Origin of the sequence: Labrys sp. LIt4, from assembly GCF_017813775.1 — a bacterium.
GTDB classification, from domain to species: domain Bacteria; phylum Pseudomonadota; class Alphaproteobacteria; order Rhizobiales; family Labraceae; genus Labrys; species Labrys okinawensis_A.
The window spans coordinates 142,035-168,810 of the sequence record NZ_JAGIPY010000008.1; the positions used below are offsets into that span (position 1 = coordinate 142,035).

The 26,776-nt window shown below is 62.4% G+C and carries 28 protein-coding genes and 2 tRNA genes; 13 read left to right on the plus strand and 17 right to left on the minus strand.

Annotated features, from left to right (window positions below):
• The first annotated feature begins 77 nt into the window (after positions 1–77).
• Both J8I29_RS16620 and J8I29_RS16625 read left to right on the plus strand, forming a co-directional pair.
• A tRNA-Cys gene (locus J8I29_RS16620) sits at positions 78–151 on the plus strand.
• 419 nt (positions 152–570) lie between these two features.
• Positions 571–813 carry a type II toxin-antitoxin system HicB family antitoxin gene (locus tag J8I29_RS16625; RefSeq protein ID WP_209432503.1) on the plus strand — a complete coding sequence of 81 codons (243 nt, stop codon included), beginning with the start codon at positions 571–573 and terminating at the stop codon, positions 811–813.
• A gap of 250 nt (positions 814–1,063) precedes the next feature.
• On the opposite strand, the gene J8I29_RS16630 is transcribed toward J8I29_RS16625, so the two are convergent.
• Positions 1,064–1,321, minus strand: a complete 258-nt coding sequence (locus J8I29_RS16630; RefSeq protein WP_209432504.1) for a hypothetical protein — start codon at positions 1,319–1,321, stop codon at positions 1,064–1,066.
• A gap of 265 nt (positions 1,322–1,586) precedes the next feature.
• Between J8I29_RS16630 and J8I29_RS16635 the strand changes: the two genes are divergently transcribed.
• Complete coding sequence (locus J8I29_RS16635) at positions 1,587–1,991, plus strand: hypothetical protein (RefSeq protein WP_209432505.1); 405 nt, start codon at positions 1,587–1,589, stop codon at positions 1,989–1,991.
• Between the two features lie 12 nt (positions 1,992–2,003).
• On the opposite strand, the gene J8I29_RS16640 is transcribed toward J8I29_RS16635, so the two are convergent.
• Positions 2,004–2,273 (minus strand): hypothetical protein, encoded by a 270-nt coding sequence (locus J8I29_RS16640; RefSeq protein WP_105863164.1) that lies wholly within the window; start codon positions 2,271–2,273, stop codon positions 2,004–2,006.
• A 157-nt stretch (positions 2,274–2,430) separates the two neighbouring features.
• On the opposite strand from J8I29_RS16640, the gene J8I29_RS16645 reads away from it, so the two are divergent.
• A tRNA-Asn gene (locus J8I29_RS16645) sits at positions 2,431–2,506 on the plus strand.
• A gap of 194 nt (positions 2,507–2,700) precedes the next feature.
• Here the strand turns inward: J8I29_RS16645 and ybaK are convergent.
• The gene (ybaK, locus tag J8I29_RS16650) at positions 2,701–3,177 is read right to left on the minus strand and encodes a Cys-tRNA(Pro) deacylase (protein ID WP_209432506.1); all 477 of its coding nucleotides are present in this window, start codon (positions 3,175–3,177) and stop codon (positions 2,701–2,703) included.
• Positions 3,178–3,355: 178 nt separating this feature from the next.
• Here ybaK and J8I29_RS16655 point away from each other — a divergent pair, with 178 nt between their 5' ends.
• The gene (locus J8I29_RS16655; RefSeq protein ID WP_209432507.1) at positions 3,356–4,387 is read left to right on the plus strand and encodes a cysteine synthase A; all 1,032 of its coding nucleotides are present in this window, start codon (positions 3,356–3,358) and stop codon (positions 4,385–4,387) included.
• An 8-nt stretch (positions 4,388–4,395) separates the two neighbouring features.
• On the plus strand, positions 4,396–5,109 hold the full coding sequence (locus J8I29_RS16660; protein ID WP_209432508.1) for an alanyl-tRNA editing protein: 714 nt from the start codon (positions 4,396–4,398) through the stop codon (positions 5,107–5,109).
• Between the two features lie 293 nt (positions 5,110–5,402).
• Here the strand turns inward: J8I29_RS16660 and J8I29_RS16665 are convergent, their stop codons facing one another.
• The 10 genes from J8I29_RS16665 to coaD form a co-directional block, all read right to left on the minus strand.
• Entirely contained in the window at positions 5,403–7,196 is a 1,794-nt protein-coding gene (locus J8I29_RS16665; protein ID WP_209432509.1) for an ABC transporter ATP-binding protein, read from the minus strand.
• Positions 7,197–7,495: 299 nt separating this feature from the next.
• Positions 7,496–8,125 (minus strand): protein-methionine-sulfoxide reductase heme-binding subunit MsrQ, encoded by a 630-nt coding sequence (msrQ, locus tag J8I29_RS16670; RefSeq protein ID WP_209432510.1) that lies wholly within the window; start codon positions 8,123–8,125, stop codon positions 7,496–7,498.
• On the minus strand, positions 8,125–9,066 hold the full coding sequence (gene msrP / locus J8I29_RS16675) for a protein-methionine-sulfoxide reductase catalytic subunit MsrP (RefSeq protein WP_209432511.1): 942 nt from the start codon (positions 9,064–9,066) through the stop codon (positions 8,125–8,127). The genes msrQ and msrP overlap by 1 nt, the downstream gene beginning before the upstream one ends.
• A gap of 124 nt (positions 9,067–9,190) precedes the next feature.
• The gene (dmeF, locus tag J8I29_RS16680; RefSeq protein WP_209432512.1) at positions 9,191–10,447 is read right to left on the minus strand and encodes a CDF family Co(II)/Ni(II) efflux transporter DmeF; all 1,257 of its coding nucleotides are present in this window, start codon (positions 10,445–10,447) and stop codon (positions 9,191–9,193) included.
• The gene (locus tag J8I29_RS16685; protein WP_105863124.1) at positions 10,444–10,719 is read right to left on the minus strand and encodes a metal/formaldehyde-sensitive transcriptional repressor; all 276 of its coding nucleotides are present in this window, start codon (positions 10,717–10,719) and stop codon (positions 10,444–10,446) included. The genes dmeF and J8I29_RS16685 overlap by 4 nt, the downstream gene beginning before the upstream one ends.
• 180 nt (positions 10,720–10,899) lie before the next feature.
• On the minus strand, positions 10,900–12,054 hold the full coding sequence (gene tgt / locus J8I29_RS16690; protein WP_209432513.1) for a tRNA guanosine(34) transglycosylase Tgt: 1,155 nt from the start codon (positions 12,052–12,054) through the stop codon (positions 10,900–10,902).
• Entirely contained in the window at positions 12,048–13,106 is a 1,059-nt protein-coding gene (queA, locus tag J8I29_RS16695) for a tRNA preQ1(34) S-adenosylmethionine ribosyltransferase-isomerase QueA (RefSeq protein ID WP_209432514.1), read from the minus strand. The genes tgt and queA overlap by 7 nt, the downstream gene beginning before the upstream one ends.
• Positions 13,107–13,295: 189 nt before the next feature.
• A complete protein-coding gene (locus J8I29_RS16700) occupies positions 13,296–13,766 on the minus strand; it encodes a peptidylprolyl isomerase (protein WP_068295034.1) in 471 nt (156 codons plus the stop codon).
• A gap of 220 nt (positions 13,767–13,986) precedes the next feature.
• Positions 13,987–14,499, minus strand: coding sequence for a peptidylprolyl isomerase (locus J8I29_RS16705; protein WP_181161215.1), 513 nt, complete (start codon positions 14,497–14,499; stop codon positions 13,987–13,989).
• Between the two features lie 175 nt (positions 14,500–14,674).
• Positions 14,675–15,193: a pantetheine-phosphate adenylyltransferase gene (gene coaD / locus J8I29_RS16710; RefSeq protein ID WP_209432515.1), complete on the minus strand. Its 519-nt coding sequence runs from the start codon at positions 15,191–15,193 to the stop codon at positions 14,675–14,677.
• A 408-nt stretch (positions 15,194–15,601) separates the two neighbouring features.
• On the opposite strand from coaD, the gene J8I29_RS16715 reads away from it, so the two are divergent.
• The gene (locus tag J8I29_RS16715) at positions 15,602–15,883 is read left to right on the plus strand and encodes a hypothetical protein (RefSeq protein ID WP_105863120.1); all 282 of its coding nucleotides are present in this window, start codon (positions 15,602–15,604) and stop codon (positions 15,881–15,883) included.
• Positions 15,884–16,024: 141 nt separating this feature from the next.
• Here J8I29_RS16715 and gyrA read toward each other — a convergent pair whose 3' ends face one another.
• The 3 genes from gyrA to J8I29_RS16730 form a co-directional block, all read right to left on the minus strand.
• On the minus strand, positions 16,025–18,754 hold the full coding sequence (gene gyrA, locus J8I29_RS16720; protein WP_209432516.1) for a DNA gyrase subunit A: 2,730 nt from the start codon (positions 18,752–18,754) through the stop codon (positions 16,025–16,027).
• A gap of 419 nt (positions 18,755–19,173) precedes the next feature.
• Positions 19,174–20,154, minus strand: coding sequence for a quinone oxidoreductase (locus J8I29_RS16725; RefSeq protein WP_209432517.1), 981 nt, complete (start codon positions 20,152–20,154; stop codon positions 19,174–19,176).
• Positions 20,155–20,307: 153 nt separating this feature from the next.
• A complete protein-coding gene (locus J8I29_RS16730) occupies positions 20,308–21,078 on the minus strand; it encodes a CDP-alcohol phosphatidyltransferase family protein (RefSeq protein WP_245197076.1) in 771 nt (256 codons plus the stop codon).
• A 229-nt stretch (positions 21,079–21,307) separates the two neighbouring features.
• Here J8I29_RS16730 and J8I29_RS16735 point away from each other — a divergent pair, with 229 nt between their 5' ends.
• Entirely contained in the window at positions 21,308–22,279 is a 972-nt protein-coding gene (locus J8I29_RS16735) for a TerC/Alx family metal homeostasis membrane protein (RefSeq protein WP_209432518.1), read from the plus strand.
• Between the two features lie 5 nt (positions 22,280–22,284).
• Here J8I29_RS16735 and J8I29_RS16740 read toward each other — a convergent pair whose 3' ends face one another.
• A complete protein-coding gene (locus tag J8I29_RS16740; RefSeq protein WP_209432519.1) occupies positions 22,285–23,223 on the minus strand; it encodes a LysR family transcriptional regulator in 939 nt (312 codons plus the stop codon).
• 98 nt (positions 23,224–23,321) lie between these two features.
• Between J8I29_RS16740 and J8I29_RS16745 the strand changes: the two genes are divergently transcribed.
• The 5 genes from J8I29_RS16745 (at position 23,322) to rplI (ending at position 26,686) form a co-directional block, all read left to right on the plus strand.
• Positions 23,322–24,035, plus strand: a complete 714-nt coding sequence (locus tag J8I29_RS16745) for an SDR family oxidoreductase (protein WP_209432520.1) — start codon at positions 23,322–23,324, stop codon at positions 24,033–24,035.
• 226 nt (positions 24,036–24,261) lie between these two features.
• Complete coding sequence (rpsF, locus tag J8I29_RS16750; protein ID WP_105863114.1) at positions 24,262–24,723, plus strand: 30S ribosomal protein S6; 462 nt, start codon at positions 24,262–24,264, stop codon at positions 24,721–24,723.
• A 2-nt stretch (positions 24,724–24,725) separates the two neighbouring features.
• A complete protein-coding gene (gene rpsR / locus J8I29_RS16755) occupies positions 24,726–24,965 on the plus strand; it encodes a 30S ribosomal protein S18 (RefSeq protein ID WP_068295067.1) in 240 nt (79 codons plus the stop codon).
• 124 nt (positions 24,966–25,089) lie between these two features.
• The gene (locus J8I29_RS16760) at positions 25,090–26,094 is read left to right on the plus strand and encodes a hypothetical protein (protein WP_209432521.1); all 1,005 of its coding nucleotides are present in this window, start codon (positions 25,090–25,092) and stop codon (positions 26,092–26,094) included.
• Positions 26,095–26,113: 19 nt separating this feature from the next.
• Complete coding sequence (gene rplI, locus J8I29_RS16765; protein WP_105863112.1) at positions 26,114–26,686, plus strand: 50S ribosomal protein L9; 573 nt, start codon at positions 26,114–26,116, stop codon at positions 26,684–26,686.
• Positions 26,687–26,776 lie beyond the last annotated feature (90 nt).

The window sequence follows — 26,776 nt, forward strand, 5'->3', positions numbered from 1 at the left end:
GAAAACCGGTTGAACCCGTCCGGCTTGCTTGTTATAGCGCCTGCCTCCGCTTTGTCCTGCACAGCGCGACAATGGATGGCCACGTGGCGGAGTGGTTACGCAGAGGACTGCAAATCCTTGCACCCCGGTTCGATTCCGGGCGTGGCCTCCACTTTCCTGACGCACCAAAGCCGCTGCCGACAGCGGCGACACATATATGTGCGTTGTTCGATTTTGCCTTCCGCCAATTGAGAAAGTCAGGAACGGCTGGGGTGGTTGGTCATGCGAGCAATTCGGACAGGGTCCGGGTCCCTCGCCGTGAACTGCCGAGGAAACAGGAGGCCCGGAAGGGCGGATTTGCAGGATCGCCTTCCAGACCTCCCTGCTCGATCAACCGGGCCCGCTTGTGAGCGTCCGGAACCTAAGGCCAGCCCGGACGTCCGGCAATTTGGCTATCAGGCTTACCCCTCGATGACAGGCTCTATTCGCGGCGGGTCTTCACGACAGCGAGGCGGTTGCCAGCCACGCCACGCTCACTGACATCCAAATGACGCTCACGGGCGGTATGGTGTGCTCGCTTAGGGGGCGAACATGGACGATCTGGAATACCCAATTCTGGTCGAGCCACGGTCTGTCGCGGATGGGGGCGGTTTTGCGGCGATCGTCCCCGATCTTCCCGGCTGCATGAGCGATGGCGAAACTCCCGAGGGGGCGGTCGCCAAGGCGCGGGACGCAATTCGGGCATGGATCGAGAATTCAAGGAATCTCGGGCACGCTATTCCCAGGCCGTCGCGCCACCACATGGCGATTTGGGCCGCTCTCAAGACGACCTAGCCCGAATACGATGCCTCGGGTAATTCGACCGGCAGGGCCTCGGCTGCGCCAGACCGAAAGAGCGGTGAAAAGACGTCGAGCCCCCTTCCCGGCTGAAGCAATCGGAATCTCGGCCCGAGCGAACCGGCCATACAGCCCGCGCGGCGCCGCAACGGCGATCCGTCGTCACCGTCATTATAGCCATCGTCTTGAGGAGGGCGCGGAAGCTTTCGCTATGCCGAACCGGAGGAGTGCTGAAAGACCCCGATCGTCATCGAATGACGCAATATAGCGGCACGTTCAGCGTGCTTGCGATGAAATGAAGGCAGTGGTTCCGCATCACTTGCGCATCGTCGTCGACCATCTGAGCTCGAATGGCAGCTCCCGCCGATCGGGCCACGCGCTGCTTGAAATCTTGGTCGGTTTCTTCGAGCGCCCGCGCCATTGCGCCCAGCAATGCATACAGGCTCTCGATCTCGACCTGCAGCGTCTGCGCTTTTTGCTGCAGCGTGCTGAAGTCGTCCACCATTGGATACCTCCCCTTTTTTATTATCAGGAGACCATGGCCGTGACCGGTGCGTGATAGCCAGGCTCTTCTTGGTGCAGCATGATACCGCCATTCGGGCTTGGCGTCACGCCTGGTGACCCGCTATGGGTCATGGAGAAGAGAGGCTGTTTGAACGGCGTGGGGTGAGGGACTGTTAACGCAAGCCGGTCCATTGATTTCCACCGTCGGCCTTCCAGCCGGCCGCCTTTCGATTCGAGCGGCGTGGTGAGTTTGGGGATCGCGGTGCATGACAGACGCCAATGACAGCTATTTTCCGCTCGGCCGGGATCGTGCTCCCAATGAAGTCGACCGGCAGAGGGAATGGTTGAGGCGCAACCGTGGCAAACCCGCCATGCCGACACAGAACGATCTGGACTTGCTCGAGGCGAGCGAGCTGGAAATCAAGATCTGCCCCTGTCATGCGGCTCCGGATCAACCCTATGCCCTCTATCTGGAAGTGTTTGCCTTCGAGCTCTTCCTTGGCCAGATCAAACTGGCCGATTTCCTTGGCCGCGCCTGTGCCGTCGAGGGCAATGACGATCTCGATCAGATTCCCCGCCGGGATCGGCTGGTGGCGCTGAAGGAACTCCAGCGGACCGTCGATCACCTGGTTGCCGTCGAGGAAATGCGCGTTGTGGCTGGCAACGCCTGAAGGGCGGCGGGATCAGCGATCATCCGCAGGACGTGCCTGGCGCCGGCGCCCCCACCACACCGCGAGCTTGCGACGGTGACGGCGAACCAGCGCGATATCGATTGATAGAATCAGCAGGCCGAGCGGAATCATCCAGAAGCCCAGGATCGGCAGGAACCCCAGAAAACCGCCGATCACCAGCAAGCCGCCCAGAATCACTCGCATGCCTCGCGAGGCCGGCAGATGAAAATGTCGCCCACCGAGTTTCACCTTCGGACGATTGATCTGTTCATTGGGTGCCAAAAAGCCCTCCAGACGGTCAAAAGCGGACCTTTGATCCGGTTGTGTTCTCTTACCCTTAGATATTAATCCGAAAAGAAGATGCAATGAGGGCAGGATAGGCCTTGGCAAGTCAGATTCTTGGAGCTATACACCCGCTCCACCGGGGGACACCCTCTGTTCCGCGATAGCTCAGCCGGTAGAGCAAGCGACTGTTAATCGCTGGGTCGCAGGTTCGAGTCCTGCTCGCGGAGCCATTCTCCTTCTTACCTGACATTCGGTTCTATTGTACGCCTCGGCGAGGCGCGTCACCTATTGGCGCTTGATCCTGCTCTGCTCCCAGTCATTCGCGTTCGGCCGGATTTGCAGCGCTCCATCGTCGCCCGGAGCTTCCGCACGGGGAGCTCCAACCAGCTGTCGAGGCTCGCGGCTGGCGAAAGCCTGAGAAGGTTCAGGCCGAGATCAGGGCGGCGGCAGTCGCGTCGAGGACGGTTTTGGCATCGCCGGGAGCGAGCCGGATCTGCAGGCCGCGCTGGCCGCCATTGACATAGACATAGTCTGCGCCGAGCGCGGCTTCCTCGATGGCCGTGCGCACTTTGCGCATCTGGCCGAAGGGGCTGATGCCGCCTATCTTGTATCCCGTGCTGCGCTCGGCATCGGCCGGCTTCATCATCTGCGCAGACTTGCCATTGAAGGCGGCCGCCAGCTTCTTCATGGAAACCTCGTGATCCGACGGCACGATGACGCAGACCGGCTTGCCGTCGACCAGGGCCATCAGGGTCTTCAACACCCGGCTGGGCGGTTCACCGAGGGCCTCGGCGGCCTGCAGGCCGATGCTGTCGGCGTCGGGATCATAGTCATAGCTGTGGACGGAAAAGGCGACGCCAGCCTTGGCGAGCATCTGGGTGGCGCGTGTCACCTTCGACATGATTGGCTTCCTTGCGACGGTCGAGCGCGGCAGTCCCGGTCCAGACGGCCAGCCTGCCGGGGCGAGAGCTATCATGGCACCCCGGCCTGGAAAACCCGTCGTCGACATGTCTCTCCCCTATGCCGATCCGGAAAGTCGGGTTAGGGTCGCATCCCCTCCAATCAGCAGACGATCACACATGGCTTTCCGTACCGGTCTCGTCGACGCCATCGGCAATACGCCCCTCATTCGGCTCAATCGCGCGTCCGAGCTGACGGGCTGCACCATTCTCGGCAAGGCCGAATTCATGAATCCGGGCCAGTCGGTGAAGGATCGGGCGGCATTGTTCATCATCAAGGATGCGGTGGCGCGGGGCGAGTTGAAGCCCGGCGGCACCATCGTCGAAGGCACCGCCGGCAATACGGGTATTGGCTTGGCGCTGGTCGCCGATGCCATGGGTTTCCGCACGGTGATCGTGATTCCCGAGACCCAGAGCCAGGAAAAGAAAGACATGCTGCGCCTGGCCGGGGCCGAACTGGTCGAAGTGCCCGCAGTTCCCTATGCCAACCCCAACAATTACGTGAAAGTTTCCGGTCGGCTGGCGGCCGAACTGGCGAAAACCGAACCGGGCGGCGCGGTTTGGGCCAATCAGTTCGACAATGTCGCCAACCGACAGGCCCATATCGAGACGACGGCGCCGGAAATCCTGGAACAGACCGGCGGCAAGCTCGACGGCTTCATCTGCTCGATCGGCTCGGGCGGCACGCTTGCCGGCGTAGGCATCGCCCTGAAGGCGGCCAATCCCGCCATCAAGATCGGCGTCGCGGATCCCATGGGGGCTGCCATGTATTCCTGGTTTACCGAGGGCGAGCTGAAGTTTTCCGGTTCGTCGATGTCGGAAGGGATCGGTCAGAACCGGGTCACCAAGAACATCGAGGGCGCCCCCGTCGACCTCGCTTTTCAGATCCCTGATGAAGAAGCGGTGCCGTTGGTCTATGATCTTCTCCAGGAAGAGGGGCTGTGCGTGGGATTGTCGACCGGCATCAACATTGCCGGCGCCATCCGCATGGCCAAGGAACTCGGGCCGGGCCACACTATCGTGACCATTCTGTGCGACCACGGCTCGCGCTACCAGTCCAAGCTGTTCAATCCTGCTTTCATGCGTTCCAAGAACCTGCCTGTGCCGGAATGGCTCGAAAAGCGTTCCACCATCAAGGCTCCATTGGAATAGGTGACGACATGGCGACAGACCTGCTGTTCAGAGACGATCCATACAGCCCCGGCGCCAGCGCAACGGTGATCGGACTGTCGCAACATGGCATCATCCTGGACCGCACCGTCTTCTACGCCATGGGCGGGGGCCAGCCGGGTGATGTCGGCACCATGACGCTGCCCGACGGGCGCACCATCGGCATTACAAACGCAATATGGAACGACGAGACCAAGACCGAAATCGCGCATGTCGTGCCGCCGGAAGGGCTGCTGCCGGCCGTCGGTGACACGGTCGAACTGGCACTGGACTGGTCGCGGCGCTATGCTCGTATGAAGGTGCACACGGCCTTGCATCTGCTTTCGGTCGCTCTGCCCTATCCCGTCACGGGCGGATCCATCGGCGATGGGGAGGGGCGGCTCGATTTCGACATTCAGGATGCCGGCCTCGACAAGGAAGAGATCGCCCACAAGATCAATACGATGATCGGCCAGGGCGCCGAGGTCAGCGAACGCTGGATTACCGATGCGGAACTCGACGCCAATCCCGGCCTGGTAAAGACCATGTCGGTCAAGCCTCCACGCGGTTCGGGGGTGATCAGGCTGGTCGAGATCGAAGGCCTCGATCTGCAGCCCTGCGGTGGCACCCATGTCCGCAACACCGAGGAGATCGGCCGCATCGTGGTGACCCAGATCGAAAAGAAGGGGAAGCAGAACCGGCGGGTGCGGATCGCCCTGGCCTGATGGTCTGTCCGAAGCCAGCTGGCGCCATTGCTCGATCATGTGGCGCGCTCACGACGTCTCTGGCCAGAGAGGAGCGCAAAAACGTTGCCGTCTTCTTTCCAGGATAGCTCGGCGAGAAGCAGGAAGTAGTGATCAGAGTGAGCTGTTCGCGGCCAGCTGTGCTGAAAGTCGGCTCCGCTCGTGCCGAGATCATCGCTAGAGTTCTGGCTGAAAACGCTGTCTGATCGGCGTCATAAGATCAATCATGGGGATGGGGCATCGTCGATGCCCCATCCTCATCTTGTCATGTCGTCTTACGCCGCCCAGCCCTTGGCGAGTTCCAGGGCTTGGCGCTCGAACAGGCCGCGATAGATCCCGTCGGGGTGGCGGATCAGGCTGGCGTGATCCCCCTCCTCGACGATCCTGCCCTTGTCGAAGACAAGGATGCGGTCCATCGCCTGAACCGTGGAGAGCCGGTGGGCGATGACGATGGTGGTACGGCCTGCCATCAGCCTTTCCATCGCCTCCTGGATCAGATGCTCGGATTCGGAATCGAGGCTGGAGGTCGCCTCGTCCAGGATCAGAACCGGCGCATCCGCCAGGAAGGCCCGAGCAAGCGCCACGCGCTGGCGCTCGCCGCCGGACAGCTTCACGCCGCGTTCGCCTACCATCGTGCCATAGCCCTTGGGCAAGGCCGATATGAAGGCATGCGCATTGGCGAGCCTTGCCGCGTGCTCGATTTCGGCCATGCTGGCCTGGGGCCTGGCATAGGCGATGTTTTCGGCCAGCGAACGGTGGAACAGGATGGGCTCCTGCTGCACGATGGCGATCCGGCTGCGCAGGCTGGCCTGCGTCACGTCGGCGATATCCTGCCCGTCGATGGTGATCCGGCCGGCATTCACGTCGTAGAGACGCTGGATCAGCTTCACGAAGGTGGTCTTGCCCGAGCCTGAGCGGCCTACCAGGCCGATCTTCTCCCCTGCCCCAATCTCGACGGAGAAGTCGCGATAGAGGGCATCGGCATGGCCACCATAGTGGAAGGTGACATGCTCGAAGGCGATGCGACCATCCGTGATCATGGCCGGCATGGCATCGTGCCTGTCCTTCACTCCCATCGGCTGGTCATGGAACGCCACCAACTCCTCCATGTCGTTCACCGAACGCTGGAGGTTATGGATATGCATGCCGATATCGCGCAGATAGCCATGCACGACCGCATAGCTGGTCAGGACCAGTGCGACGTCGCCGACGCTGGCCTGGCCACGCATCCACAACCACAGAACCACGCCCAGCACAGCGGCTCTCAGTCCCAGCAGGAACAGATTCTGCGCCGTGCCGGCATTGGTGCCGCGCATCCAGGTGCGATTGGTGCGCGAACGCCACTTGGCCAGCACCGCCGTCAGGCGGGCATCCTCGCGCGTTTCGCCGCCGAAGGCCTTGACCACCGCGTTGCAGGTGACGGCATCGGCGAGCGCGCCGCCCACGCGCGTATCCCAGCTGTTGGCGAGGCGTGCGGCGGGGGCGACATAGTTCACCGACAGCACCACCGTCATCGCCACGAAGGCGATGGAGCCGATGAAGACCACCAGGCCGAGGGTCGGCCAGACCGTGGCCAGCACCACCGTCGAGCCGAGCAGGACGAGGATGGAGGGAAGAATGGCCACCAGCAGCGTGTCGTTGAGCATGTCGAGCGCCCACATACCGCGGGTGATGCGCCTGACTGTCGAGCCGGCGAAATTGTTGGCGTGCCAGTCGGTGGAGAAACGCTGTACCCGAGCGAAAGCTTCGCGGGCGACCGTGCTCATCATCCGCGTGGTCAGGATGGTGATGGCAAAGAAGAACAACTGCCGGCAGCCCACGGCGACCGCACCCAGGACCAGCATGGCGCCAAGAGCCCACCAAGCCTCGTTCGCACTGCCGAGGCCGGCAGTGACGGCGTCGACCATCTGGCCGGCATAAATCGGCACGACCACTTCGGCGACCGTGGCGACGCCGACGGCGATCACGATCAGGCTGACGAGATCGCCCTGGCTGCGCCAGTGATCAAAAGTGAATCCAAGCACAGCCGCCATGGGATTGCGGCCGGGCTCTTTGCGAGAAAGAGTCATGGGGGTAACCGGCGCAGCCCCGCGCCGTCTCCAAAATGCAAGGCGCGCACGAACGTGCGGCGCAAAATATGTTCAGGAAAATGACCCGGAGGGGTTTTCGGCGGAAAAGACGCAACCTAACGCGTCAGGATCTCATACGGCCGAACGTTCGACATGTGAGCGAGAATCAGAACTGTGGTCATGCAATTCTCCCTCATGCTGAGTGTGAACCGGGAAGGGCAAAATAGGGGGAGATTCGCGTCGAGGCAACCGATTTTTTCGGCCGTGGTGAGCCGGATCCGATGTGCGGGTTGCCTTAGTTACGTCGAGGCAACCCGCCTTGCGCTCGGGCGACGGTTGCCGATCAGCGGCCATACCAGGCGCCAGGCGAGCAGCAAAAGCACGATCGCGGCGTAAATCAGCGGCTCGATCAGCCAGACCTTCTTGATCATGATGAAATGCAGGGCCCCGAGTGCGATGGCGGGGTAGACGAGCTTGTGCAGTTTCGACCAGGCCTTCCCGCCGAGCTTGCGGATCGACCAGTTGGTGGACGTCAGCGCCAAGGGGACGAGCAGGACAAAGGCGGCCATGCCAATGGTGATGTAGGGCCGGCGCAGGATATCCTGAACGGCGGCATGCAGATCGAGCCCGCGGTCGAGCCAGAGCCAGACGCTCAGATGCAGCAGGACGTAGTAGAAGGCCACCAGACCGAGCGCGCGCCGGTAGCGCAGGAGGTTGATGCGCAGAAGCTGGCGCAGCGGCGTGATGCAGAGGCAGGCGATCAGGAAGCGAAGGGCCCACAGCCCCAGCCCCCATTCGAGCTGGGCCACGGGATCGGCGCCGATGCGCCCGGTGAAGGCGAGATAGAACAGCCAGACGGCCGGCAGCATGCCGACGATATAGATGAGCCATTTGAGTACGGCTTGCAGGCTGGCGCGCGTGAGCTGCATCAGTAATAGGCCTTCAAATCCATGCCGGCATACATCGAGGCCACCTGATCGCCATAACCGTTGAACATCAGGGTCGGCTGCCGGCCGGCCAGCAGACCGGCACCGATGCGCCGCTCGCTCGCCTGGCTCCAGCGCGGATGATCGACTTCAGGATTGACGTTGGAGTAGAAACCGTACTCGCTCGCATTCTCCAGGTTCCACGAGGTGGGCGGCTGCTTTTCGACCAGGCTGATGCGCACGATCGACTTGATGCCCTTGAAACCATATTTCCACGGCACGACCAGGCGCAGCGGCGCGCCGTTCTGGTTCGGCAGTGTTTCGCCATAGAGGCCTACGGCGAGTATGGTGAGCGGATTGAGGGCTTCGTCGAGGCGCAGCCCTTCGACATAGGGCCATTTCAGGGCCGGAAAGAAAGCCGATTGGCCCGGCATCTCCGAGGGGCGCACCAGCGTCTCGAAGGCGACGAACTTGGCGCTTCCCTGCGGTTCCGCCTTCTTGATCACGTCGGCCAGCGCGAAACCGAGCCAGGGAATGACCATCGACCAAGCCTCGACGCAGCGATGGCGGTAGATGCGCTCTTCGAGGCGGTAGGGCTTGACGAAATCCTCCAGCGCATAGGTCGCCGGCTTGTTGACGAGCCCATCGACCTTGACGCTCCAGGGCGTCGTGGTCAGCTTGCCGGCATAGGTGGCCGGATCGGCCTTGTCGGTGCCGAATTCATAGAAATTGTTGTAGCTGGTGATGTCTTCCAGACTGGTTTGCTTCTCGTCGGTGGAATAGACGCTCTTGGCTCCCGACAGCTTGGCCGCCTCGGCGGAGACCGGCAGAAGGGCTGCACCGGCAGCGGCTCCGATGCCGGCGAGAAAATGCCTGCGGTCGACATAGGCCTGCTTCGGCGTGACATGGGCCTCGGTGAGGTCGGGGGCGTGGCGGATCAGCATGATCTTCCCTGGTCGATGGGCGTGGACTTACCCCCTTATACGCCCGTGCCGCGGTCGATGTTTCTCACGATCGCGTAAGATCGTCGGTAAAATCGATGTGCGCGATCGTGATCGGCGCGTTACCTCAGGCAGCCGCATGCGCTTTCGGCTGAACCTCGATCGTGACATGCGAGAGCGAAGGAAACATCGCCAGCTTGCCGCGATAGAAGTCAGGTTCACGGGGATGGGCCGAGGCAATCGCCAGGATGGCCCCGAGATGACCCGGGCCGAGCCGCCACAGATGCAGGTCCGCGACCGTGTCGCCCTCCGCTTCGATCGTCCGGCGCATGGCGTCCGCCATCCGGCGGTCGGGCAGCATGTCGACCAGGATGCCGCCGGTGTCGCGGATCAGCGTATAGGACCAACTGAGGATTACGGCGGCGCCGACCAGGCCGGCGACCGGGTCCATCCAGCCCCAACCGGCCACCAAACCGAGCAGGAGACCCACGATCACCAATACGGAAACCGCTGCGTCGGCCATGACATGGGCAATCGCGGAACGCATGTTGTTGTCATGGTGCCCGCCATGGCTATGGGGTTCGGCGAAGGCGGTGGTCAGCTTTTCGTCACCGAGATCGAGCCTGACGGCGAAGGCATGGGGTTCGGGGATTTCCTCCCGTGATTCCAAATAGGCGCCGTGATTGGCGAAGGTGAAGTGCTGTCGCGTGCCGTCCTCCCGGATGGTCTCCAGGCCAATCCTATCGGCAGCCGGCATGAAGCCATGCGGAGCGTGCAGGCGGAAACGCGGCGGAACACCGTCCTCGAAGATGCGCAGTTCGAGCGCGCCGCCAGCCGTCGAAAGACGGCGCTTTTCATCGTGATGGTGATGGCCGCCATGATCGTGTGCATGGCCATGCGGGTGATGATGATGGTGGTGATGGCTGCCCCCGTTGAGCAGCCACACGCTGACGATATTCACGATCAGGCCCAGCACGGCGATGACGATCGCCTGGCCATAGTCGATCGGAACCGGGGCCAGCAGGCGCATCACCGCTTCATAGGCGATCAGCAGCGCGATCATCGCCAGGATGACGGCGCTCGTGTAGCCGGCGAGGTCGCCGACCTTGCCGGTGCCGAAGGTGAAGCGCCGATCGAAAGCGTGCCGGCGTGCGTAGCGATAGGCCAGAGCCGTCAGGAGCAGGGCGCCGGCATGGGTCGACATATGCAGGCCATCCGCCATCAGGGCAATCGAGCCGTAGATGGCGCCGCCCACGATTTCCACGCCCATGGTCGCCACGCAGAGGATGATGACGGCCCAGGTCCGGCGTTCATTGGAATCATGGTCGGCGCCGAGAAAGACATGGCTGTGCTCGAAGGGAGCATTGGCGGTCGGCATGGTCATTTCAGGTAACTCCTGACGACATCGATCAGATGTTCGGCGGCTTCGCGGCGGCCCGCTTCGTCGAGTCCGGGCGCCATGATGTGGTCACGGACATGGTCCTCGATGACTTCCGCCATCATGCCGGCCACCGAGCCCCTCACCCCGGCCAGCATGTGCATGATGGGATCGCAGCCCAGTTCATTCTCGAGCGCCCGCTCGATGGCCTCCACCTGCCCCCTGATGCGACGAACCCGCGCCAGCAGCTTGGCCTTTTCTTGGATCGTATGGCTCATGACAACCTCTATAGCATAGGGGGGTAGGGTATATGGATCAAAGGTCGACGGCAATGATTTCTTCCCGGCCGCGGGGAAGTCTCGTCCGCTCTTGAAAGCGACTCGCCAGGGAGAAGAAAGAGGCGGACGGCGCGACATGCACGCATGTCGCTGTGACGTCCGCGCACCCGGGAAGGGGTTCTACAGCTTGGCGATGTCGCCCCGCGCCCAGTTTTCCTTGGTCTTGGCCTTGAAATCAGCAAAGCGCCCCTCGGCGATGGCGGCGCGCATGCCGGCCATCAGATCCTGGTAGTAGGCCAGGTTGATCCAGGTCAGCAGCATCATGCCGAGGATCTCGTTGGCCTTGGTGAGATGATGCAGATAGGCGCGGCTGTAGTCGCGTGCGGCAGGGCAGGACGAGGCCTCGTCGAGGGGACGTGGATCCTCGGCATGGCGGGCATTCTTGAGATTGACCTTGCCGAAGCGCGAATAGGCCAGGCCATGACGTCCTGCCCGCGTCGGCATCACGCAATCGAACATGTCGATGCCGCGCGACACGCTTTCGATCAGGTCGTCCGGCGTGCCGACGCCCATCAAATAACGCGGCTTTTCACGCGGCAGATGCGGCTCGACGGTCTCGATCATGTCCAGCATCACGGCCTGCGGTTCGCCGACGGCAAGGCCTCCGATGGCATAGCCGGGGAAATTCATGCTCGAGAGAGCCTCGGCCGAGGCGATACGCAGATCGGGAATGTCGCCGCCCTGCACGATGCCGAAGATCGCCTTGCCGGGCTGGGTGCCGAAGGCGCGCTTCGAGCGCTCGGCCCAATCGAGCGACAGCCGCATGGCCCGCTCGATATCCTTGCGGGTCGAGGGCAGGCGCACGCATTCGTCGAGCTGCATGATGATGTCGGAATCGAGCAGGGTCTGGATTTCGACCGAGCGCTCCGGCGTGAGACGATGATGGGAACCGTCGATATGGCTCCTGAAGGTGACGCCGTTCTTGTCGAGTTTGCGTAGTCCCGCCAGGGACATCACCTGGAAACCGCCTGAATCCGTGAGGATGGGGCCTTGCCAACGCGAGAATTCATGCAGGCCGCCAAGGGCGGCCACCCGCTCCGCCCCGGGGCGCAGCATGAGGTGATAGGTATTGCCGAGAATGATGTCGGCACCGAGATCCTTGACCTGGTCCACATACATCGCCTTGACCGTGCCGGCGGTACCGACCGGCATGAAAGCCGGCGTACGCACGCTGCCGCGCCCCAGATGCAGGGCGCCGGTGCGAGCCGTACCCTCGGTGGCATGGATGGCGAAGGAGACCTCGCCGGCGGTCGTCGTTTCAGGAGTTTTCAGCATGGCGCCCGCCATAGCAGACTGGCATCGCCATAGGAATAGAAGCGGTAGCCATCGGCGATGGCGTGGGCATAGGCCGCCTTCATGGTGTCGTAGCCAGCGAAGGCCGAGACCAGCATCATCAGCGTCGAGCGCGGCAGATGGAAATTGGTCATCAGGGCATCGGCCGTGCGGAATCGATAGCCCGGCGTGATGAAGATCGAGGTCTCGTCGGCGAAGGGCTCCAGCGTGCCGTCCGGCGCTGCGGCGCTTTCGAGCAGTCGCAGCGAGGTGGTGCCAACGGCGATGATGCGCCCTCCCCGCGCCCTGCCCGCATTGAGCGCCTGCGCCGTTTCGGCGGTCACGATCCCGAACTCGGCATGCATCCTGTGTTCGGAAAGATCCTCGCCCTTCACCGGCAGAAACGTGCCGGCGCCGACATGCAGCGTGACGAAATGCCGGGCTATTCCCGCTGCGTCCAGCCTGGCGAACAGGTCGGGGGTGAAATGCAAGCCGGCAGTTGGGGCGGCGACGGCGCCGTCGGCCTTGGCATAGATGGTCTGGTAGTCCTCGCGGTCCCGCGCATCGTCCGCGCGCTTGGACGCGATATAGGGCGGTAGCGGGATGTGGCCGACCATGGCGATCGCAATGTCGAGTGCAGCGCCTTCGAGCGAAAAGCGCAGCGTGACCTCGCCGCCTTCACCCTTCTCCTCGACATCGGCACTCAGATTTTCGCCGAACTCGATGGTGTCCCCCACGGCCAGGCGCTTGCCGGGCCGGGCGAAAGCCTTCCACCGGGCCGGGCCGAGGCGTTGGTGCAGCATCGCCTCTATGGCGGCCCCTGCCCCGCCCGGGCGGCGACGCAGGCCATCGAGCCTGGCGGGGATGACCCTGGTGTCGTTGAAGACGAGCATGTCGCCCGGACGCAGCAGCGTCGGCAGGTCGGATACGATGCGATCGGCGAGCGTGTTGCCGGCAGGATCGACTTCGAGCAGGCGCGCCCGATCGCGCGGCTCGGCGGGGCGAAGCGCGATATTTTCGGGCGGCAAATGAAAATCGAAATCGGAAACGCGCATGGTCAACGTTCGGGCAGACAATCTGGTCTTGCTTTGCCAGTGGGACATCATTGCGAGCGAAGCGACGCAATCCGGAGATCGTGAAGCGCCGAGCCTGGATTGCTTCGCTGCACTCGCAATGACGTCGAAAACATGATGGGCACCACCGGATTTCTCCGGTGATGCCCGATCTCTTGCCTCAGAACGTGCTTAGGCGATATCGGCCTGAACGCGCATGGAGACGATCTTGTCGGGGTTCACCACCGGCTCGCCGCGCTTGATCTTGTCGACATTCTCCATGCCTTCCACGACCTTGCCCCAGACCGTGTACTGACGATCGAGGAACTTGGCGTTGTCGAACACGATGAAGAACTGCGAGTTGGCGGAGTTCGGCATCGAGGAGCGGGCCATCGAACAGATGCCGCGCACATGCGACTCGTCGTTGAACTCGGCCGGCAGGTTCGGATGCTTGGAGCCGCCGGTGCCGCGGCCATCGGGGCAGCCGGCCTGCGCCATGAAGCCATCGATCACGCGATGGAAGACGATGCCGTCATAGAACTTCTCGCGGGCGAGCAGCTTGATGCGCTCGACATGCTGAGGGGCGAGGTCCGGGCGCAGTTCGATGACGACACGGCCCTGCGTGGTTTCCATGACGATCGTGTTTTCGGGATCAGCGGCCATCGGCACGCTCCTTTCTATCGGAAAGCGGAGTGGAATGACGGCTAGATAGTCTCTGGCCGGCCTTCTTGCAATTGGCGAATTCTCATTGTCATCCCGGGCGCGCCGCGGCGCGAAGTGCCGCTGCCCAGATCCGGAACCGTAAGATGCGCATTATTTTGGAGCGCGGTCCCGCGTCTGCATTGCGCCATTTCATGCTGCAATGCGCACGGGATAACAGTTCTTACTTGGCCAACTGCATCTTGATGATCTTGTCAGGGTTGCTGACCATGCCGTTGTCGCTGGCATCACCCTTCTTGATCTTGTCGATGGCTTCCATGCCCGACACCACTTCGCCGACGATGGTGTATTGGCCATCGAGGCTGGCCTGCGGAGCATACATGATGAAGAACTGCGAGTTCGCCGAATTCGGGTCGGAAGAGCGGGCCATGCCGACCACGCCGCGCACGAACTTGGCCTTGTTGGTGAACTCCGCCTTGAGGTCGGGCAGGTCCGAGCCGCCGGTGCCGGTGCCGGTGGGATCACCGGTCTGCGCCATGAAGCCTTCGATGACGCGATGGAAGACGACGCCGTTGTAGAAGCCGCGCTTCACCAGCGCCTTGATCTGCTCGACATGCTTGGGCGCGAGATCGGGACGCAGCTTGATGGTGGCGCGCCCGTACTGGGTGTCGAGATAGACCGTGTTGGCATCGGCCTGAGCAGCCTGGGCAGGGGTGACGGCGAAGAGACCGATCATCACGGCCAAAGCGGAAAGAAAACGAAGCAAGGATTGTCTCCCTCGAAGACGGAATGGATTGCGGGATTTTGCTCCAAGGCGTTTTGTGATTTGGCGGTCACGCCAGGAATCGCAAGGACGCGTCGAACCAAAGAGTTAGAGCAGACGAGCGTTTCCGTCTAAACGCGCTTTGCCCCTAGGGCTTCGATTTGGCGAACCGCGCCTTCAGGCGCCGCAGCACGCCCGCCGGCACGAATCCGGAAACGTCGCCGCCCATGGCTGCGATCTGGCGCACAAGCGTGGCGGTGATAGGGCGCACGATCGGCGACGACGGCAGGAAGACGGTCTGCACGCCGGGTGCCAGGGCGGCATTCATGCCGGCCATCTGCATTTCATAATCGAGATCGGTGCCGTCCCTGAGGCCGCGGATCAGCAAGGTTGCTCCCACACGCCGTGCCGCATCGACGGCAAGATCGGCAAAGGTAACCACGTCCAGCCGGTCGGAACCGAGCAACGGGCCGCAATCCTCGCGGATCATGTCCATACGTTCTTCGGCAGTGAACAAGGGTGCTTTGCCCGGATGAACGCCAATGGCGACCACCAGCCGATCGGCCACGGCCGCGGCATGCCGGATGACATCGACATGGCCGTTGGTCAGGGGGTCGAAGGAGCCGGCGTAGAAGGCCGTCCTGGGCGTGGTGTGGGCTGAGATCATGGCTCTCTCATTGTAAAGGCTTAAGCCGAATATCCAGGCAGCCGAAATGTTTCGTTTTGGTACACTTGCTGCCGATCACGGTGGCGAGGCCGGCTTGCCGGAACTTGAAAATCACCGCCATGATCGCCCGTCCAGGGAACTTTCTGGCCGACTCCGCATTGACTGAGGCACGACACAGTTCAAGCGAAATGCCCCGGAATTTGCAGTTCAACGGATAATTCTGACCCCAGAACGGTTGATGCACATGGCCCTCGCTATTCTCGTTTCCACCGCCGTTCCCGCGCAAAGCGGGCCCCGCGAGGACAGCGTGTGCGAAAGCGCACGGCGAGTCACGGTCGCATCATGGTTAATAGGTCATAAGTGATCAAACAAGGTTGAGACATACCTGAACTGATAGGATGCATGGCTATGACAACCCTTCGCCCAGCCCTGGCAATCGGTGCAAGCCTCTTCGCCCTCGCCGCCGCCTCTCTTCTCGACGTGGCCCGCATGCAGCCCCAGCAGGTTGCCGCCAGCCGCGGCGACAGGCTGAACGTTGCATCCCTCGCTGCCGATTGCAGCAAGAATTCAATCATTGCCGCCTGCGCAGGCGACGCCGCTGCCAAGCAGGCGATGCCGCCGGTGACGCTGATCCAGGTCTACCAGGAAACCGGCAAGACCACGCTGGTCAAGACCAAGCTGCCGCAGTGATCCCCATTATCCCTCGCATCGCCCGCAACCAGTGGTGATGCGAAGGCTTCCTCCCTCCAAGACCGCCGGTTCGGCTGATCGCAAAGCCCTTCCGGAACTTACAAACGGCACCCTTCGCGGGTGCCGCTTTTTTTGCTGGGATTATTCCTCGCCGCCTTCCTCGTCCTCGTCACCTTCATCGCTGACGCGCTCGACGGAGACGACCTTTTCCCCTTCGGCGGTGTTGAAGACGATCACGCCCTGCGAACCGCGGCCGACGATGCGGATACCATCCACGGGACAGCGGATGAGCTGGCCGCCATCGGTCACCAGCATGATCTGATCGCTGTGCTCGACGGCATAGGAGGAAACCAGCTTGCCGTTGCGCTGGTTGACGGCCATGGCCACGATGCCTTTGCCGCCGCGGCCGGTGATGCGATACTCGTAGGACGAAGAGCGCTTGCCATAACCATTTTCGGAAATGGTGAGGATGAACTGCTCCTCGGCCGAGAGTTGTGCATAACGCTCAGTGGAGATTTCCACCGAGGCTTCGCCCGTCTCCTCCGCCTCCTCGACGCCATTGTCGCCGTTCTCGATTTCGCCGGCCACGGCGCGCCGCATCTTGAAATAGGCAGCCCGCTCCTCGGGAGAAATCTCGCGATGGGCGATGATGTCCATGGCGATGACGGTGTCCTCGCCCTCCAGCTTGATGCCGCGCACGCCCATGGAGTCACGCCCCTTGAACACACGCACGTCAGGCACGGGAAAGCGGATGCACTGGCCCAGCGCTGTGGTGAGCAGCACGTCGTCGGCCGCGGTGCAGATCGAGACGTCCCGGATCTGCTCGCCCTCTTCCAGCTTCATCGCGATCTTGCCGGCGCGGTTGACCTGGACGAAGTCACTGAGGTCGTTGCGCCGTACCGTGCCGGACGATGTTGCGAACATGATGTGCAGCGTCGCCCACTGGTTCTCGTCCTCGGGCAGCGGCATGATCGAGGTGATACGCTCGTCCGCCTCGATCGGCAGCAGGTTGATGAAGGCCTTGCCGCGGGCCTGCGGCGCCGCCAGAGGCAAACGCCAGACCTTCTCCTTATAGACACGCCCCTTGGAGGAGAAGAACAGCACCGGCGTATGGGTATTCGCCACGAACAGATAGGTGACGAAATCCTCTTCCTTGGTCTGCATGCCGGAGCGGCCCTTGCCGCCGCGGTGCTGCGCCCGATAGGTGGAGAGCGGCACACGCTTGACATAGCCGGCATGGGACACGGTCACCACCATGTCCTCGCGCTGGATCAGGTCCTCGTCCTCGAAATCGGCATCCGAATCGAGAATTTCGGTCAGGCGCGGCGTGGCATGCAGCGCCTTCATTTCCTCGAGCTCCGTGCGGACGATCGCCATGATGCGGGCGCGGGAGCGGAGAATATCCAGATAATCGCGGATCTGGTCGGCCAGCGTCTGCAACTCGTCGCCGATTTCGTCGCGGCCGAGAGCCGTGAGGCGAGCCAGGCGCAGTTCCAGGATGGCGCGGGCCTGGGCATCCGAGAGGCGGTAGGTGCCGTCCTCGTTCATCGGGTGCTTGGGATCGTCGACCAAGAGGATCAGCGGCGCGATGTCGCCCGTCGGCCAGTCGCGGCCCATCAGGGCCTCGCGGGCCGTGTTCGGGTCGGGGCTGGTGCGGATGATGCGGATCACTTCGTCGATATTGGCGACGGCGGTGGCAAGGCCGCACAGGATATGGGCGCGGTCGCGCGCCTTGCTCAGCAGATATTTGGTGCGGCGGCTGATCACCTCCTCGCGGAAGTCGACGAAGGCCGAGATCATGTCCTTGAGGTTGAGCAGTTCGGGGCGGCCGCCGTTCAGTGCCACCATATTCGCGCCGAAGCTGGTCTGCAGCGAGGTGAAGCGGTAGAGCTGGTTGAGCACCACTTCGCCGACCGCATCTCGCTTGAGCTCGATGACCAGGCGCATGCCCTGGCGGTCCGACTCGTCCCGCACTTCGGCAATGCCCTCGATCCGCTTCTCGCGCACCAGTTCGGCGATGCGTTCCTGCAGCGTTGCCTTGTTGACCTGGTAGGGAATGGCAGTGACGATGATGGCGTCGCGATCCTTGCGAATTTCCTCGATCGTGGCGCTTGCACGCATGATGATCGAACCGCGCCCGGTGTTGTAGGCCGAGCGGATGCCGGAACGGCCGACGATGGTGGCTGCGGTCGGGAAATCGGGCCCCGGTATCAGTTCCATCAAATCGTCGATGGTGATGGCCGGATTGTCGATATAGGCCAGACAGCCGTCGATCACCTCGCCCAGATTGTGGGGCGGAATATTGGTGGCCATGCCCACGGCGATGCCGCCGGCGCCGTTGACGAGCAGGTTGGGAAAACGTGCCGGCAGAACCGTCGGCTCTTCCTTGGTGCCGTCATAGTTTTCCTGGAAGTCGACGGTGTCCTTGTCGATGTCGTCGATCATCGCCACGGCGGCCTTCGACATGCGCGACTCTGTATAGCGCATCGCCGCCGGAGGATCGCCGTCCACCGAGCCGAAATTGCCCTGCCCGTCTACCAGCATCAGGCGCATGGAGAAGGGCTGGGCCATGCGGACCAGGGCGTCATAGATCGATTGGTCGCCATGGGGATGATACTGACCCATGACGGCGCCGACGATGTTTGCCGACTTGACGTATTTGCGGTCGGGCGTGTGGTTGTTCTCGTACATGGAATGCACGATGCGCCGATGGACTGGCTTCAGGCCGTCACGCACGTCCGGCAGAGCGCGGCTCACGATCACGCTCATGGCGTAATCGAGATAGCTGCGCCTCATCTCGTCGGTGATGGAAGTCGAGCGGATGTCGGACGGTTCCCCGTCATCCGGTCTCTTGTCGTTTTCGTCAGTCAATGCACGGCCTCAAACCGATTCTGCGGCGTCCTCATGACCAAGTCACGTTTTGGCAAACGCTTCTTGCTCACGCTCTTCGTTCTCGACGCGTCCTAAAGCAAAGGGCCTTCAAGCGTGAACGCCAATTTGCTCCAGCTCCTTGTTTCGACGCGTCCTTGCGATCTGAAGTCGTCCATTCAAATCGCAAAACGCTTTGGCGATTCTCAGTGATTCCATTAAATCGCCAAACGCTTTAGCCCATTCCGCCCCCCGGTGCCACCCTGGCGCTCCCGGTGCCAACAGCATTCTTCGATTTGTCTTTCAAAGGGTTATTCGTGACTCTTACCGAAGGCTCTGGAGCCGGAAAACATGGCATGCGTGCGGCGAGCGGCGACGAAGGCGTCGACACTGCAAAATCCATCCAGGGGAAAATCGCAGCTTTACGACGAGGGCAACAGGATCGAGGATCCCGTCGTGCCCCGTCCTTCCAGCTCCTCATGCGCCTTGCGGGCGTCCTCGAGCCGGTAGCGCTGGTTGACCGGGATGTTCACCTTGCCGGAAGCGACAGTCTCGAACAGGTCGCCAGCTGTCGCCAGTAGATCGGCGCGTTCGGCGACATAGGTTCCCAGTGTCGGGCGGGTGGCGAAGAGCGAGCCCTTCTGGGACAGGAGCAGCATGGGAACCGGCTCGACCGGGCCGGAGGCGTTGCCAAAGGAAACCCACATGCCGAGCGGCTTCAGACAGTCGAGCGAGCCGGGGAAAGTGTCCTTGCCGACTCCGTCATAAACCACATCGCATTTGCGGCCGTCAGTAATGTCGGCCACGCGCTTCACCCAGTCCTCGCTGCGATAGAGAATGGTGTGGTCGGCGCCGTTGGAGCGCGCCAGGGCCGCCTTTTCTTCCGAGCCCACCGTGCCGATCACCATCGCGCCGAGCGCCTTGGCCCATTGGCACAGGATCAGTCCGACGCCGCCCGCGGCCGCATGCACCAGCACCGTCTGCCCGGCTGATACCTTGAAAGTGCGCCGGACCAGATATTGCGCCGTCATGCCCTTGAGCATCATGCCGGCTGCCTGCTCATAGGAAATCGCTTCCGGCAGGGGCACCAACCGATTGGCCGGATAGGTGCGCTCCGAGGCATAGCTGCCGATAGCGCCGGCATAGGCGACACGGTCGCCAGGCTTGAATTCGCTCACACCCTCGCCGATTGCGACCACTTCCCCCGCCCCCTCCGCGCCGAGGATAAAAGGCAGGGACGGCGCCTTGTAGAGGCCGGACCGGTAATAGGTATCGATATAGTTCACGCCGCAGGCATGCTGGCGAAGCAGGACCTCGCCTGGGGCGGGCAGTGGCGTAGCGATCTCCTCATAGGTCAGAACCTCCGGGCCGCCGGTCCGGTGAACGCGAATGGCTGCGGGCATGGCAAATACCTGTCGTTGAAATCAAAACATGAAACGGAGGGGTGCCTTCATGCGGCATGCATCACGGCTCGGCACTGGCCGCCCGACGATGTTACCGACACTCGCGATGATGTCCAGCGCCGCCGAACGTGGCGTGAACGGGGCCGGGCCTCATCATCCGGCCATGCGGTCATGAACCGGCGCCGTGCGGAAATATCCGAGGATCAGGAAATAGATACCAATGATGCAAAGCCCCCAGGTGACCCAAGGGGCCGGGTCGACATTCTCCCAGATCGCCTTGATCGCCAGCACCGACCATACCACCAGCAGGACCAGCGTGGGCATGCGCAGCTTGGCCACCCGCAGCGGATGCACGAACACGAAGGAAGCGAACGTCGTCAGGCCGAGTGCCAGCACCACCAGGAAGATGATCGTCATGGAAAGGATCGTCGGCTCGGCCGGGCTGAGCAGGAAGAAATAGAACACGATCAGGTTCCACACCGCCGGGAAGCCCTTGAACCATGCGTCCTCCGTCTTCATCTCGTTGTCGGCGAAATACATCGCGCTGGTGAGAAGAATCACCGCCATGGCGAGGAGATTGAGCACATTGTTCGCACCGCCGAGCATGCCTGAACTGTAGAGGGCATAGGCCGGAACGATGACATAGGTCAGGTAGTCGATGATCAGATCCAGAGCGACGCCGGACCAGCGGGGCGAGGCTTCGGTGATGTTGATCTTGCGGGCAATCGTGCCGTCGATGCCGTCCACGAACAGGGCAAGCGCCAGCCAGGCGAACATCGTACGCCAATCGTGCTGGACAGCTGCTATCAGGGCAAGGAACCCCCACAGCACGCCGCTGGCCGTAAACAGATGCACACCGAAAGCCAGCCGCTTCTGCTGCGGGGTTATCGGATTGCCGGAAGGTATTGGAGGTGATGAGGCCAACGCTGCTCGGATTCTCTACTGAAGGAGCGTCATCATATCGCCACACAACGTCGGCGCTAGAATATTTTCACCCTCCGCCGGGAGTGCCCACAAGAACCTCCGAGCCGGCACGGCCGCCGTCACGTGCCTGCGGGGGGCGACTCGGCGATTGACACATCCCCTCCCCGGCACCGACACTGGATGAACCACCCACATCGCCGAGCCGGAATCAGAAACGAGCGCGCGATCCATGGAATGGTCGGAACTTTCTCTGGCGTCCACCGACATGCTGGGAGCGCCGCCCTGGTTCTGGGCGATCTTCGCATCATCCATTGCCGGCATTCTCGTCTTCGATCTGGGCTATCTCAATCGCCGCATTCCGGTTCTGTCGCTTGGCCAGTCGATTGCCGTGACCATGGCCTACGCCGGCCTGGCCGCCATGTTCGGCAGCGGCGCGTGGCTGTATTTCGGGGCGGAGAAAGGATCGCTGTTCTTCACCGCCTATGCGCTCGAGCAGTCGCTCTCGATCGACAATGTCTTCGTGATGTCGGTGATCTTCGCCTTTTTCGGCGTGCCTCGCCAATATCAGCACCGGGTTCTCTTTTGGGGCATCGTCGTCGCCGTCATCCTCAGGGCCGTCTTCGTCGGTTTGGGCGCGGCGATCGTGGCGCGATTTGCCTGGGTACTCTATCTGTTCGGTCTCTTTCTGATCGTGACCGGGTTGCGCATGCTTCGCAGCGGGGACGAACAGATGGACCTCGAGCGCAACCGGGCGGTTGCCTGGTTCATGCGCCATATGCGCATGACGACGAAGATTGCCGGTGAGAGCTTCTTCGTTCGTTTGCCCGATGGTGACGGCAACCCCGTCCTGCACGCGACGCCCCTGTTCGCCGCCTTCGCCGTGATCAATGTGGCGGACATCGTCTTCGCCGTGGACAGCGTTCCGGCGGTGCTGTCCCAGACGCAGGACCCCTTCATCGTCTACACCTCGAACATCTTCGCCATTCTCGGCCTGCGGGCGCTCTATTTCGTCATCGACGCGCTCATCGCCAAATTTCGCTATCTGAAGGTCGCGCTGGCGGCGCTGCTGGTTTTTATCGGCGTCGTGATTTTCTACGAACGCCTCATTGGCGAGTTCGACAATGTGCTGACCATGGCCATCACCTTCGCGGCGCTTACGACCGCTGTCATCGCCTCGATCCTGACATCCGCGAAAACCTGATCGCCTCAATAGGATCGCGCGGCGCCGCGTCCGTAGAGGTGCTCGAATTGTGCGATCAGCCAGGCAAGGCCGGCGTCAGCATCGCTGATGGCCGTCCATAGCAGGCTGACTTGCGTGGTCAGGCTTTCGAAAGGCAGGCTGGCGGTTGAAAGCTGCAAGGTTTCGGTCCAGGCATCGGCGACAAAGGACGGCACAGTGGCGAAAGCGGCCATCTGTCGGACGATCAGGGGATTGGTCGCAAAGTTACGGCTGGCGAACAGCACGTTGCGTCTACGCCCCAGCCCTTCGAGTTTTTCGTCGATGAAGCCATGCAATTCGCCGCTAAAGGAGGTCAGCAGGTGCGGATAGGCCAGATAGTCCTGCAATGTCAGACGACCCCCGGGCAAGGCGATGTGACGGGGATCAAAGACGCAGACGAAGGTCCAGTCGAACAAGGCATGGCGTCGATGCCAGGCGGATGCCTCGTCGAAGACGCCGATCGCGAGGTCGATTTCGCCCGCGTCCAGCATGGACGAAGCGCGCGTTCGATCCGTAAAGGAGGATATCAGCCTGATACCCGGCGCCTTATGCGCGAATTGCTCGACCAGCTTGGGCATCAAGGCCACTTCGAGGGCGTCGCTGAGCCCGATGCGAAAGACCCGTTCGGCCGTACCGGGATCGAAACTGGGTTTACGGTGAAGGGCCTGCTGTAAAGAGAAGAGCAAGGGATCGATCGCGCCGGCGAGTTCGACGGCGCGAGGCGTGGGCGTCATGCCCTGTCGCGTACGAATGAATAATTCATCGTTGAAAGCCGACCGCAGTCTCTTGAGTGCGCCGCTGAGCGCCGGCTGGCCGATGCACAGCCTCTCGGCGGCGCGCGTGACGTTACGCTCTTTCATGAGGGCATGGAAGGCCAGGAGAAGGTTGAGATCCAGCCTCCTTAAATCACTATCGATGATAGTCATTATAAATCCAAACGATTTGAATGATAATCAAGCAATTCCTAGGCTTGTGCCCGAAACAAGGCAAGGCGGACTGGGCCTTGCAGCACCGGAGAGCAACCATGGAACGCAGCAGGCAAAAGATCATCGTCATCGGCGGCTCGTCGGGCATCGGCCTCGCCACCGCACTTCGTCTGAGCCTTGCCGGGGCCGAGGTTGTCGCCACTGGGCGCGATCTCGCCAAGTTGCGGGCGGCGACGGCCGGCCATGCCATTGAGATTGCGGCCTTCGATGCTCGAGAGCGCAGCGCACTCGAGCAGTTTTTCGACCGGATGGGACCCATCGACCACCTGATCCTGGCTCTGAGTGGCGGCCAGGGAGCCGGTCTCCTGGCCGAGCTCGACCTTCAAAGCCTGAGAGCCGGTTTCGAGGAGAAGTTCTGGCCGCAGATCCAGGCGGCGCAGGCAGGAGCAGCCCATCTGCGGGCGGGAGGCAGCATCACCTTCATCACCGCGATCTCTGCCCGGATCGCCCGACCCGGGACCGCCGGCCTCGGCGCCATCAATGGGGCAATCGAAGCCATGATCGGAAGCCTCGCGCGTGAATTGAAGCCGAGCCGGGTAAACGCCGTTTCCCCTGGCGTGGTCGATACCCCCTGGTGGGATCGTTTTCCCGCGAGCTTCAAGGACGATCTTTTCCGCGAACAGCGGGAGATACTGCCGGTCGGCCGGGTCGGTCACGCTGACGAGATCGCCCATGCGGTTCAGTTCCTGGTCGAGAACAGCTATGTCACCGGCACCGTGATCGCATGCGACGGTGGCCTGCACCTGGTATAGACAACTTAGTCCTTGCGCTGATGCGGCAAACTCTGTATGCACCCGGCTTCGCTTCGGCCGGAGGCTGAACGGATGGCTGCGCTCGCGCAGTGGAACCCCAGGGTTCCTGCATCCCGTGTCTTCGCCCTCTTAAGACATTCCTCGACGGCCTGCCGGGTCACGAGGGGCTTCGCGCCAGGCGAACGTGACAACCACGACGCGTTGTAACCAAAGGACAGGCCATCTCATGCCGAATTACGAGCATGTCTTCCTGGCTCGCCAAGACGTGACCTCCCAGCAGGTCGAAGCGCTGACCGCCCAGTTCAAGGGTGTCATCGAAGCGCATGGCGGCACCGTCGGCAAGACCGAATATTGGGGCGTCAAGTCCCTGCAGTATCGCATCAAGAAGAACCGCAAGGCTCACTTCACGCTGCTGAACATCACCGCGCCGCATGCGGCCGTGGCGGAAGTCGAGCGTCAGATGTCGATCTCCGAAGACATTCTGCGCTTCCTCACCCTTTCCGTCGACGAACTCGAGGAAGGTCCGTCGGCCATGCTGCGCAAGTCCGATCGCGACGAGCGTCGCGACGACGACCGTGGCTTCGGCTTCGGTGGCGGCCGCGGCGGTCCCCGTTCCGGCGGCAATGACCGCGGTCCGCGCCGTGACCGCTTCGAAGGCTCCTCGGACGAGCAGCAGGGAGAAGAGTGATCATGGCTACCGCACCTGGACGCCGTCCCTTCTTCCGCCGCCGCAAGACCTGCCCCTTCTCGGGCCCGAATGCGCCGAAGATCGACTACAAGGACGTCAAGCTCCTGCAGCGCTACATTTCCGAGCGCGGCAAGATCGTTCCTTCCCGTATCACCGCGGTTTCGGCCAAGAAACAGCGTGAGCTGGCTCAGGCCATCAAGCGCGCCCGTTTCCTGGGCCTGCTGCCCTACGTGATCGGCTGATGCTTCTGCGGCGAGGCGTTCACGTGCCTCGCCGCCCCTCTCCAACACAGTCAGCCGGATAGTTCGGCCATGGCTGGGGTCTTCACGGCAAGGCCTCTAACCGCGACAGCGGGACAGCTCGACGATGCAACGCGATATTCCGATCGGCCTCGGTGCCGGCCTTGCTGCAGCCATCCTGACGCTCGCTCCCGCGAGCGGCTCTGGTTTCGGCGTCCTGCTATCGGTCTTGTCCGCGCTGCCGATCACCCTGGCTACGTTGTGCTGGGGATACCGCGCCGGCCTCGCCGCCGCTATCGCCGCCATGGCGGTGCTGGCCCTGGTCACCTCGGGCCTTGACGCCCAATCCCCCGATGCCTCCCGGTTCCGACTTGCCCTGCAGTTCGGCGTTTCCCGCGCCTTGCCTGCCTGGGGCCTGGCTTATCTCGCGGTCGCCGGCTTCGGCGACAGGGCGGGTGATCGCGCCCCTCTCCCGCTCGGTACTCTGGCGATCGTCGCTGCCGTGCTGGGCATGGCGGGGACGTTCTTTGGTATTCTGGCACTCGGCTCGACTCCTGAACAGGCATTGGCCAATCTGCGTACCGACTTGATGCAGGCCGTTCGCATCATGATGGGCGGATCGAAGGATCAACCCATTCCCGCCAAGGACGGCGTGGATCCGGAGGCGTTGCTGCAGGTTTTCAGCGTGATCCTGCTGCCGCTCGCGGCCCTGTTCACAACAGTATCCAATCTTGGCGGCCTTTGGCTGTCGGCACGTATCGCCCTGATCTCCGGCCGGCTGCCGCGGCCCTGGCCCGACATCGCGGCTGAACTCCTCCTGCCGACCTGGTCGCTGGGCTTGGTGGCGGTCACCTGTGCGATTTCCCTGCTTTCCGGCACGGTCGGCTTTGCCGGGCAGTTGTTGCTGGCGGCATTGCTCGGCGCCTTCCTGATCCAGGGTTTTGCCGTGTTGCATTTCCTTACCCGCGGCGGCGCCATGCGTCCCCTGATCCTGGCTCTGGCCTATCTGCTGTGCGTGGTCCTGTCCTGGCTCGCGCTGCCGCTGATGATCGTGCTCGGCCTGATCGAAACTCTCTTCAATCTGCGCGGCCGCTTCAGCGACCGCTCCAATACCCCCAGTACCCCCCGATAGACGAACAAAGGAGACAAACATGGAAGTCATTCTGCTGGAGCGCGTTTCCAAGCTCGGCCAGATGGGCGAGACGGTGAAGGTGAAGGACGGCTATGCCCGTAACTTCCTGCTGCCCAACAACAAGGCCCTGCGCGCCACCAAGGCCAATAAGGAGCGCTTCGAGAAGGAGCGGGTGCAGCTCGAAGCCCGCAACCTCGAGCTCAAGAAAGAAGCCGAGGCCGTTGCCGCCAAGCTTGACGGCCAGACCTTCACGCTGATCCGCCAGGCCGGCGAGACCGGCCAGCTCTACGGCTCGGTCACAGCCCGCGATCTCGCTGAGACCTCGACCGCCGGCGGCTTCACCGTGGCCCGCTCGCAGTTCGTGCTGAACACCCCGATCAAGACGATCGGCCTTCATAAGGTGCTCGTCCACCTGCACCCGGAGGTGGAAGTCACCATCACCGCCAATATCGCCCGCTCGCCCGAAGAAGCCGAGCGTCAGATCCGCGGCGAGGACGTGCTGGCCCCGCAAGACGACGAAGACACCTTCGAGAACCCCGAGGACATCGAGATCCCCGGCGTTCCCGGTACCGGCGAGCAGCCCGAGGTCTGATTCTCGGCCATTCGACACGATCAAGGGCCGGGCGCTTGTCGCCCGGCTTTTATTTTGTCCGGGTTGTGAATCACTGTGAATTACCGATCG

Bases quoted from the DNA above. Each gene is read 5' to 3' on its own strand.
- J8I29_RS16760 (WP_209432521.1), top strand. From the start codon at position 25,090: ATGCAACGCGATATTCCGATCGGCCTCGGTGCCGGCCTTGCTGCAGCC.
- J8I29_RS16725 (WP_209432517.1), bottom strand. From the start codon at position 20,154: ATGCCCGCAGCCATTCGCGTTCACCGGACCGGCGGCCCGGAGGTTCTG.
- msrP (WP_209432511.1), bottom strand. From the start codon at position 9,066: ATGCTGATCCGCCACGCCCCCGACCTCACCGAGGCCCATGTCACGCCG.
- J8I29_RS16745 (WP_209432520.1), top strand. From the start codon at position 23,322: ATGGAACGCAGCAGGCAAAAGATCATCGTCATCGGCGGCTCGTCGGGC.
- J8I29_RS16630 (WP_209432504.1), bottom strand. From the start codon at position 1,321: ATGGTGGACGACTTCAGCACGCTGCAGCAAAAAGCGCAGACGCTGCAG.
- coaD (WP_209432515.1), bottom strand. From the start codon at position 15,193: ATGATCTCAGCCCACACCACGCCCAGGACGGCCTTCTACGCCGGCTCC.
- J8I29_RS16625 (WP_209432503.1), top strand. From the start codon at position 571: ATGGACGATCTGGAATACCCAATTCTGGTCGAGCCACGGTCTGTCGCG.
- rpsR (WP_068295067.1), top strand. From the start codon at position 24,726: ATGGCTACCGCACCTGGACGCCGTCCCTTCTTCCGCCGCCGCAAGACC.
- J8I29_RS16705 (WP_181161215.1), bottom strand. From the start codon at position 14,499: ATGATCGGTCTCTTCGCCGTCACCCCTGCCCAGGCTGCTCAGGCCGAT.
- msrQ (WP_209432510.1), bottom strand. From the start codon at position 8,125: ATGCAGCTCACGCGCGCCAGCCTGCAAGCCGTACTCAAATGGCTCATC.
- tgt (WP_209432513.1), bottom strand. From the start codon at position 12,054: ATGCTGAAAACTCCTGAAACGACGACCGCCGGCGAGGTCTCCTTCGCC.
- J8I29_RS16665 (WP_209432509.1), bottom strand. From the start codon at position 7,196: ATGACTCTTTCTCGCAAAGAGCCCGGCCGCAATCCCATGGCGGCTGTG.
- queA (WP_209432514.1), bottom strand. From the start codon at position 13,106: ATGCGCGTTTCCGATTTCGATTTTCATTTGCCGCCCGAAAATATCGCG.
- J8I29_RS16635 (WP_209432505.1), top strand. From the start codon at position 1,587: ATGACAGACGCCAATGACAGCTATTTTCCGCTCGGCCGGGATCGTGCT.
- J8I29_RS16685 (WP_105863124.1), bottom strand. From the start codon at position 10,719: ATGAGCCATACGATCCAAGAAAAGGCCAAGCTGCTGGCGCGGGTTCGT.
- dmeF (WP_209432512.1), bottom strand. From the start codon at position 10,447: ATGACCATGCCGACCGCCAATGCTCCCTTCGAGCACAGCCATGTCTTT.
- J8I29_RS16655 (WP_209432507.1), top strand. From the start codon at position 3,356: ATGGCTTTCCGTACCGGTCTCGTCGACGCCATCGGCAATACGCCCCTC.
- J8I29_RS16740 (WP_209432519.1), bottom strand. From the start codon at position 23,223: ATGACTATCATCGATAGTGATTTAAGGAGGCTGGATCTCAACCTTCTC.
- rpsF (WP_105863114.1), top strand. From the start codon at position 24,262: ATGCCGAATTACGAGCATGTCTTCCTGGCTCGCCAAGACGTGACCTCC.
- J8I29_RS16660 (WP_209432508.1), top strand. From the start codon at position 4,396: ATGGCGACAGACCTGCTGTTCAGAGACGATCCATACAGCCCCGGCGCC.
- rplI (WP_105863112.1), top strand. From the start codon at position 26,114: ATGGAAGTCATTCTGCTGGAGCGCGTTTCCAAGCTCGGCCAGATGGGC.
- J8I29_RS16700 (WP_068295034.1), bottom strand. From the start codon at position 13,766: ATGGCCGCTGATCCCGAAAACACGATCGTCATGGAAACCACGCAGGGC.
- J8I29_RS16735 (WP_209432518.1), top strand. From the start codon at position 21,308: ATGGAATGGTCGGAACTTTCTCTGGCGTCCACCGACATGCTGGGAGCG.
- J8I29_RS16715 (WP_105863120.1), top strand. From the start codon at position 15,602: ATGACAACCCTTCGCCCAGCCCTGGCAATCGGTGCAAGCCTCTTCGCC.
- ybaK (WP_209432506.1), bottom strand. From the start codon at position 3,177: ATGTCGAAGGTGACACGCGCCACCCAGATGCTCGCCAAGGCTGGCGTC.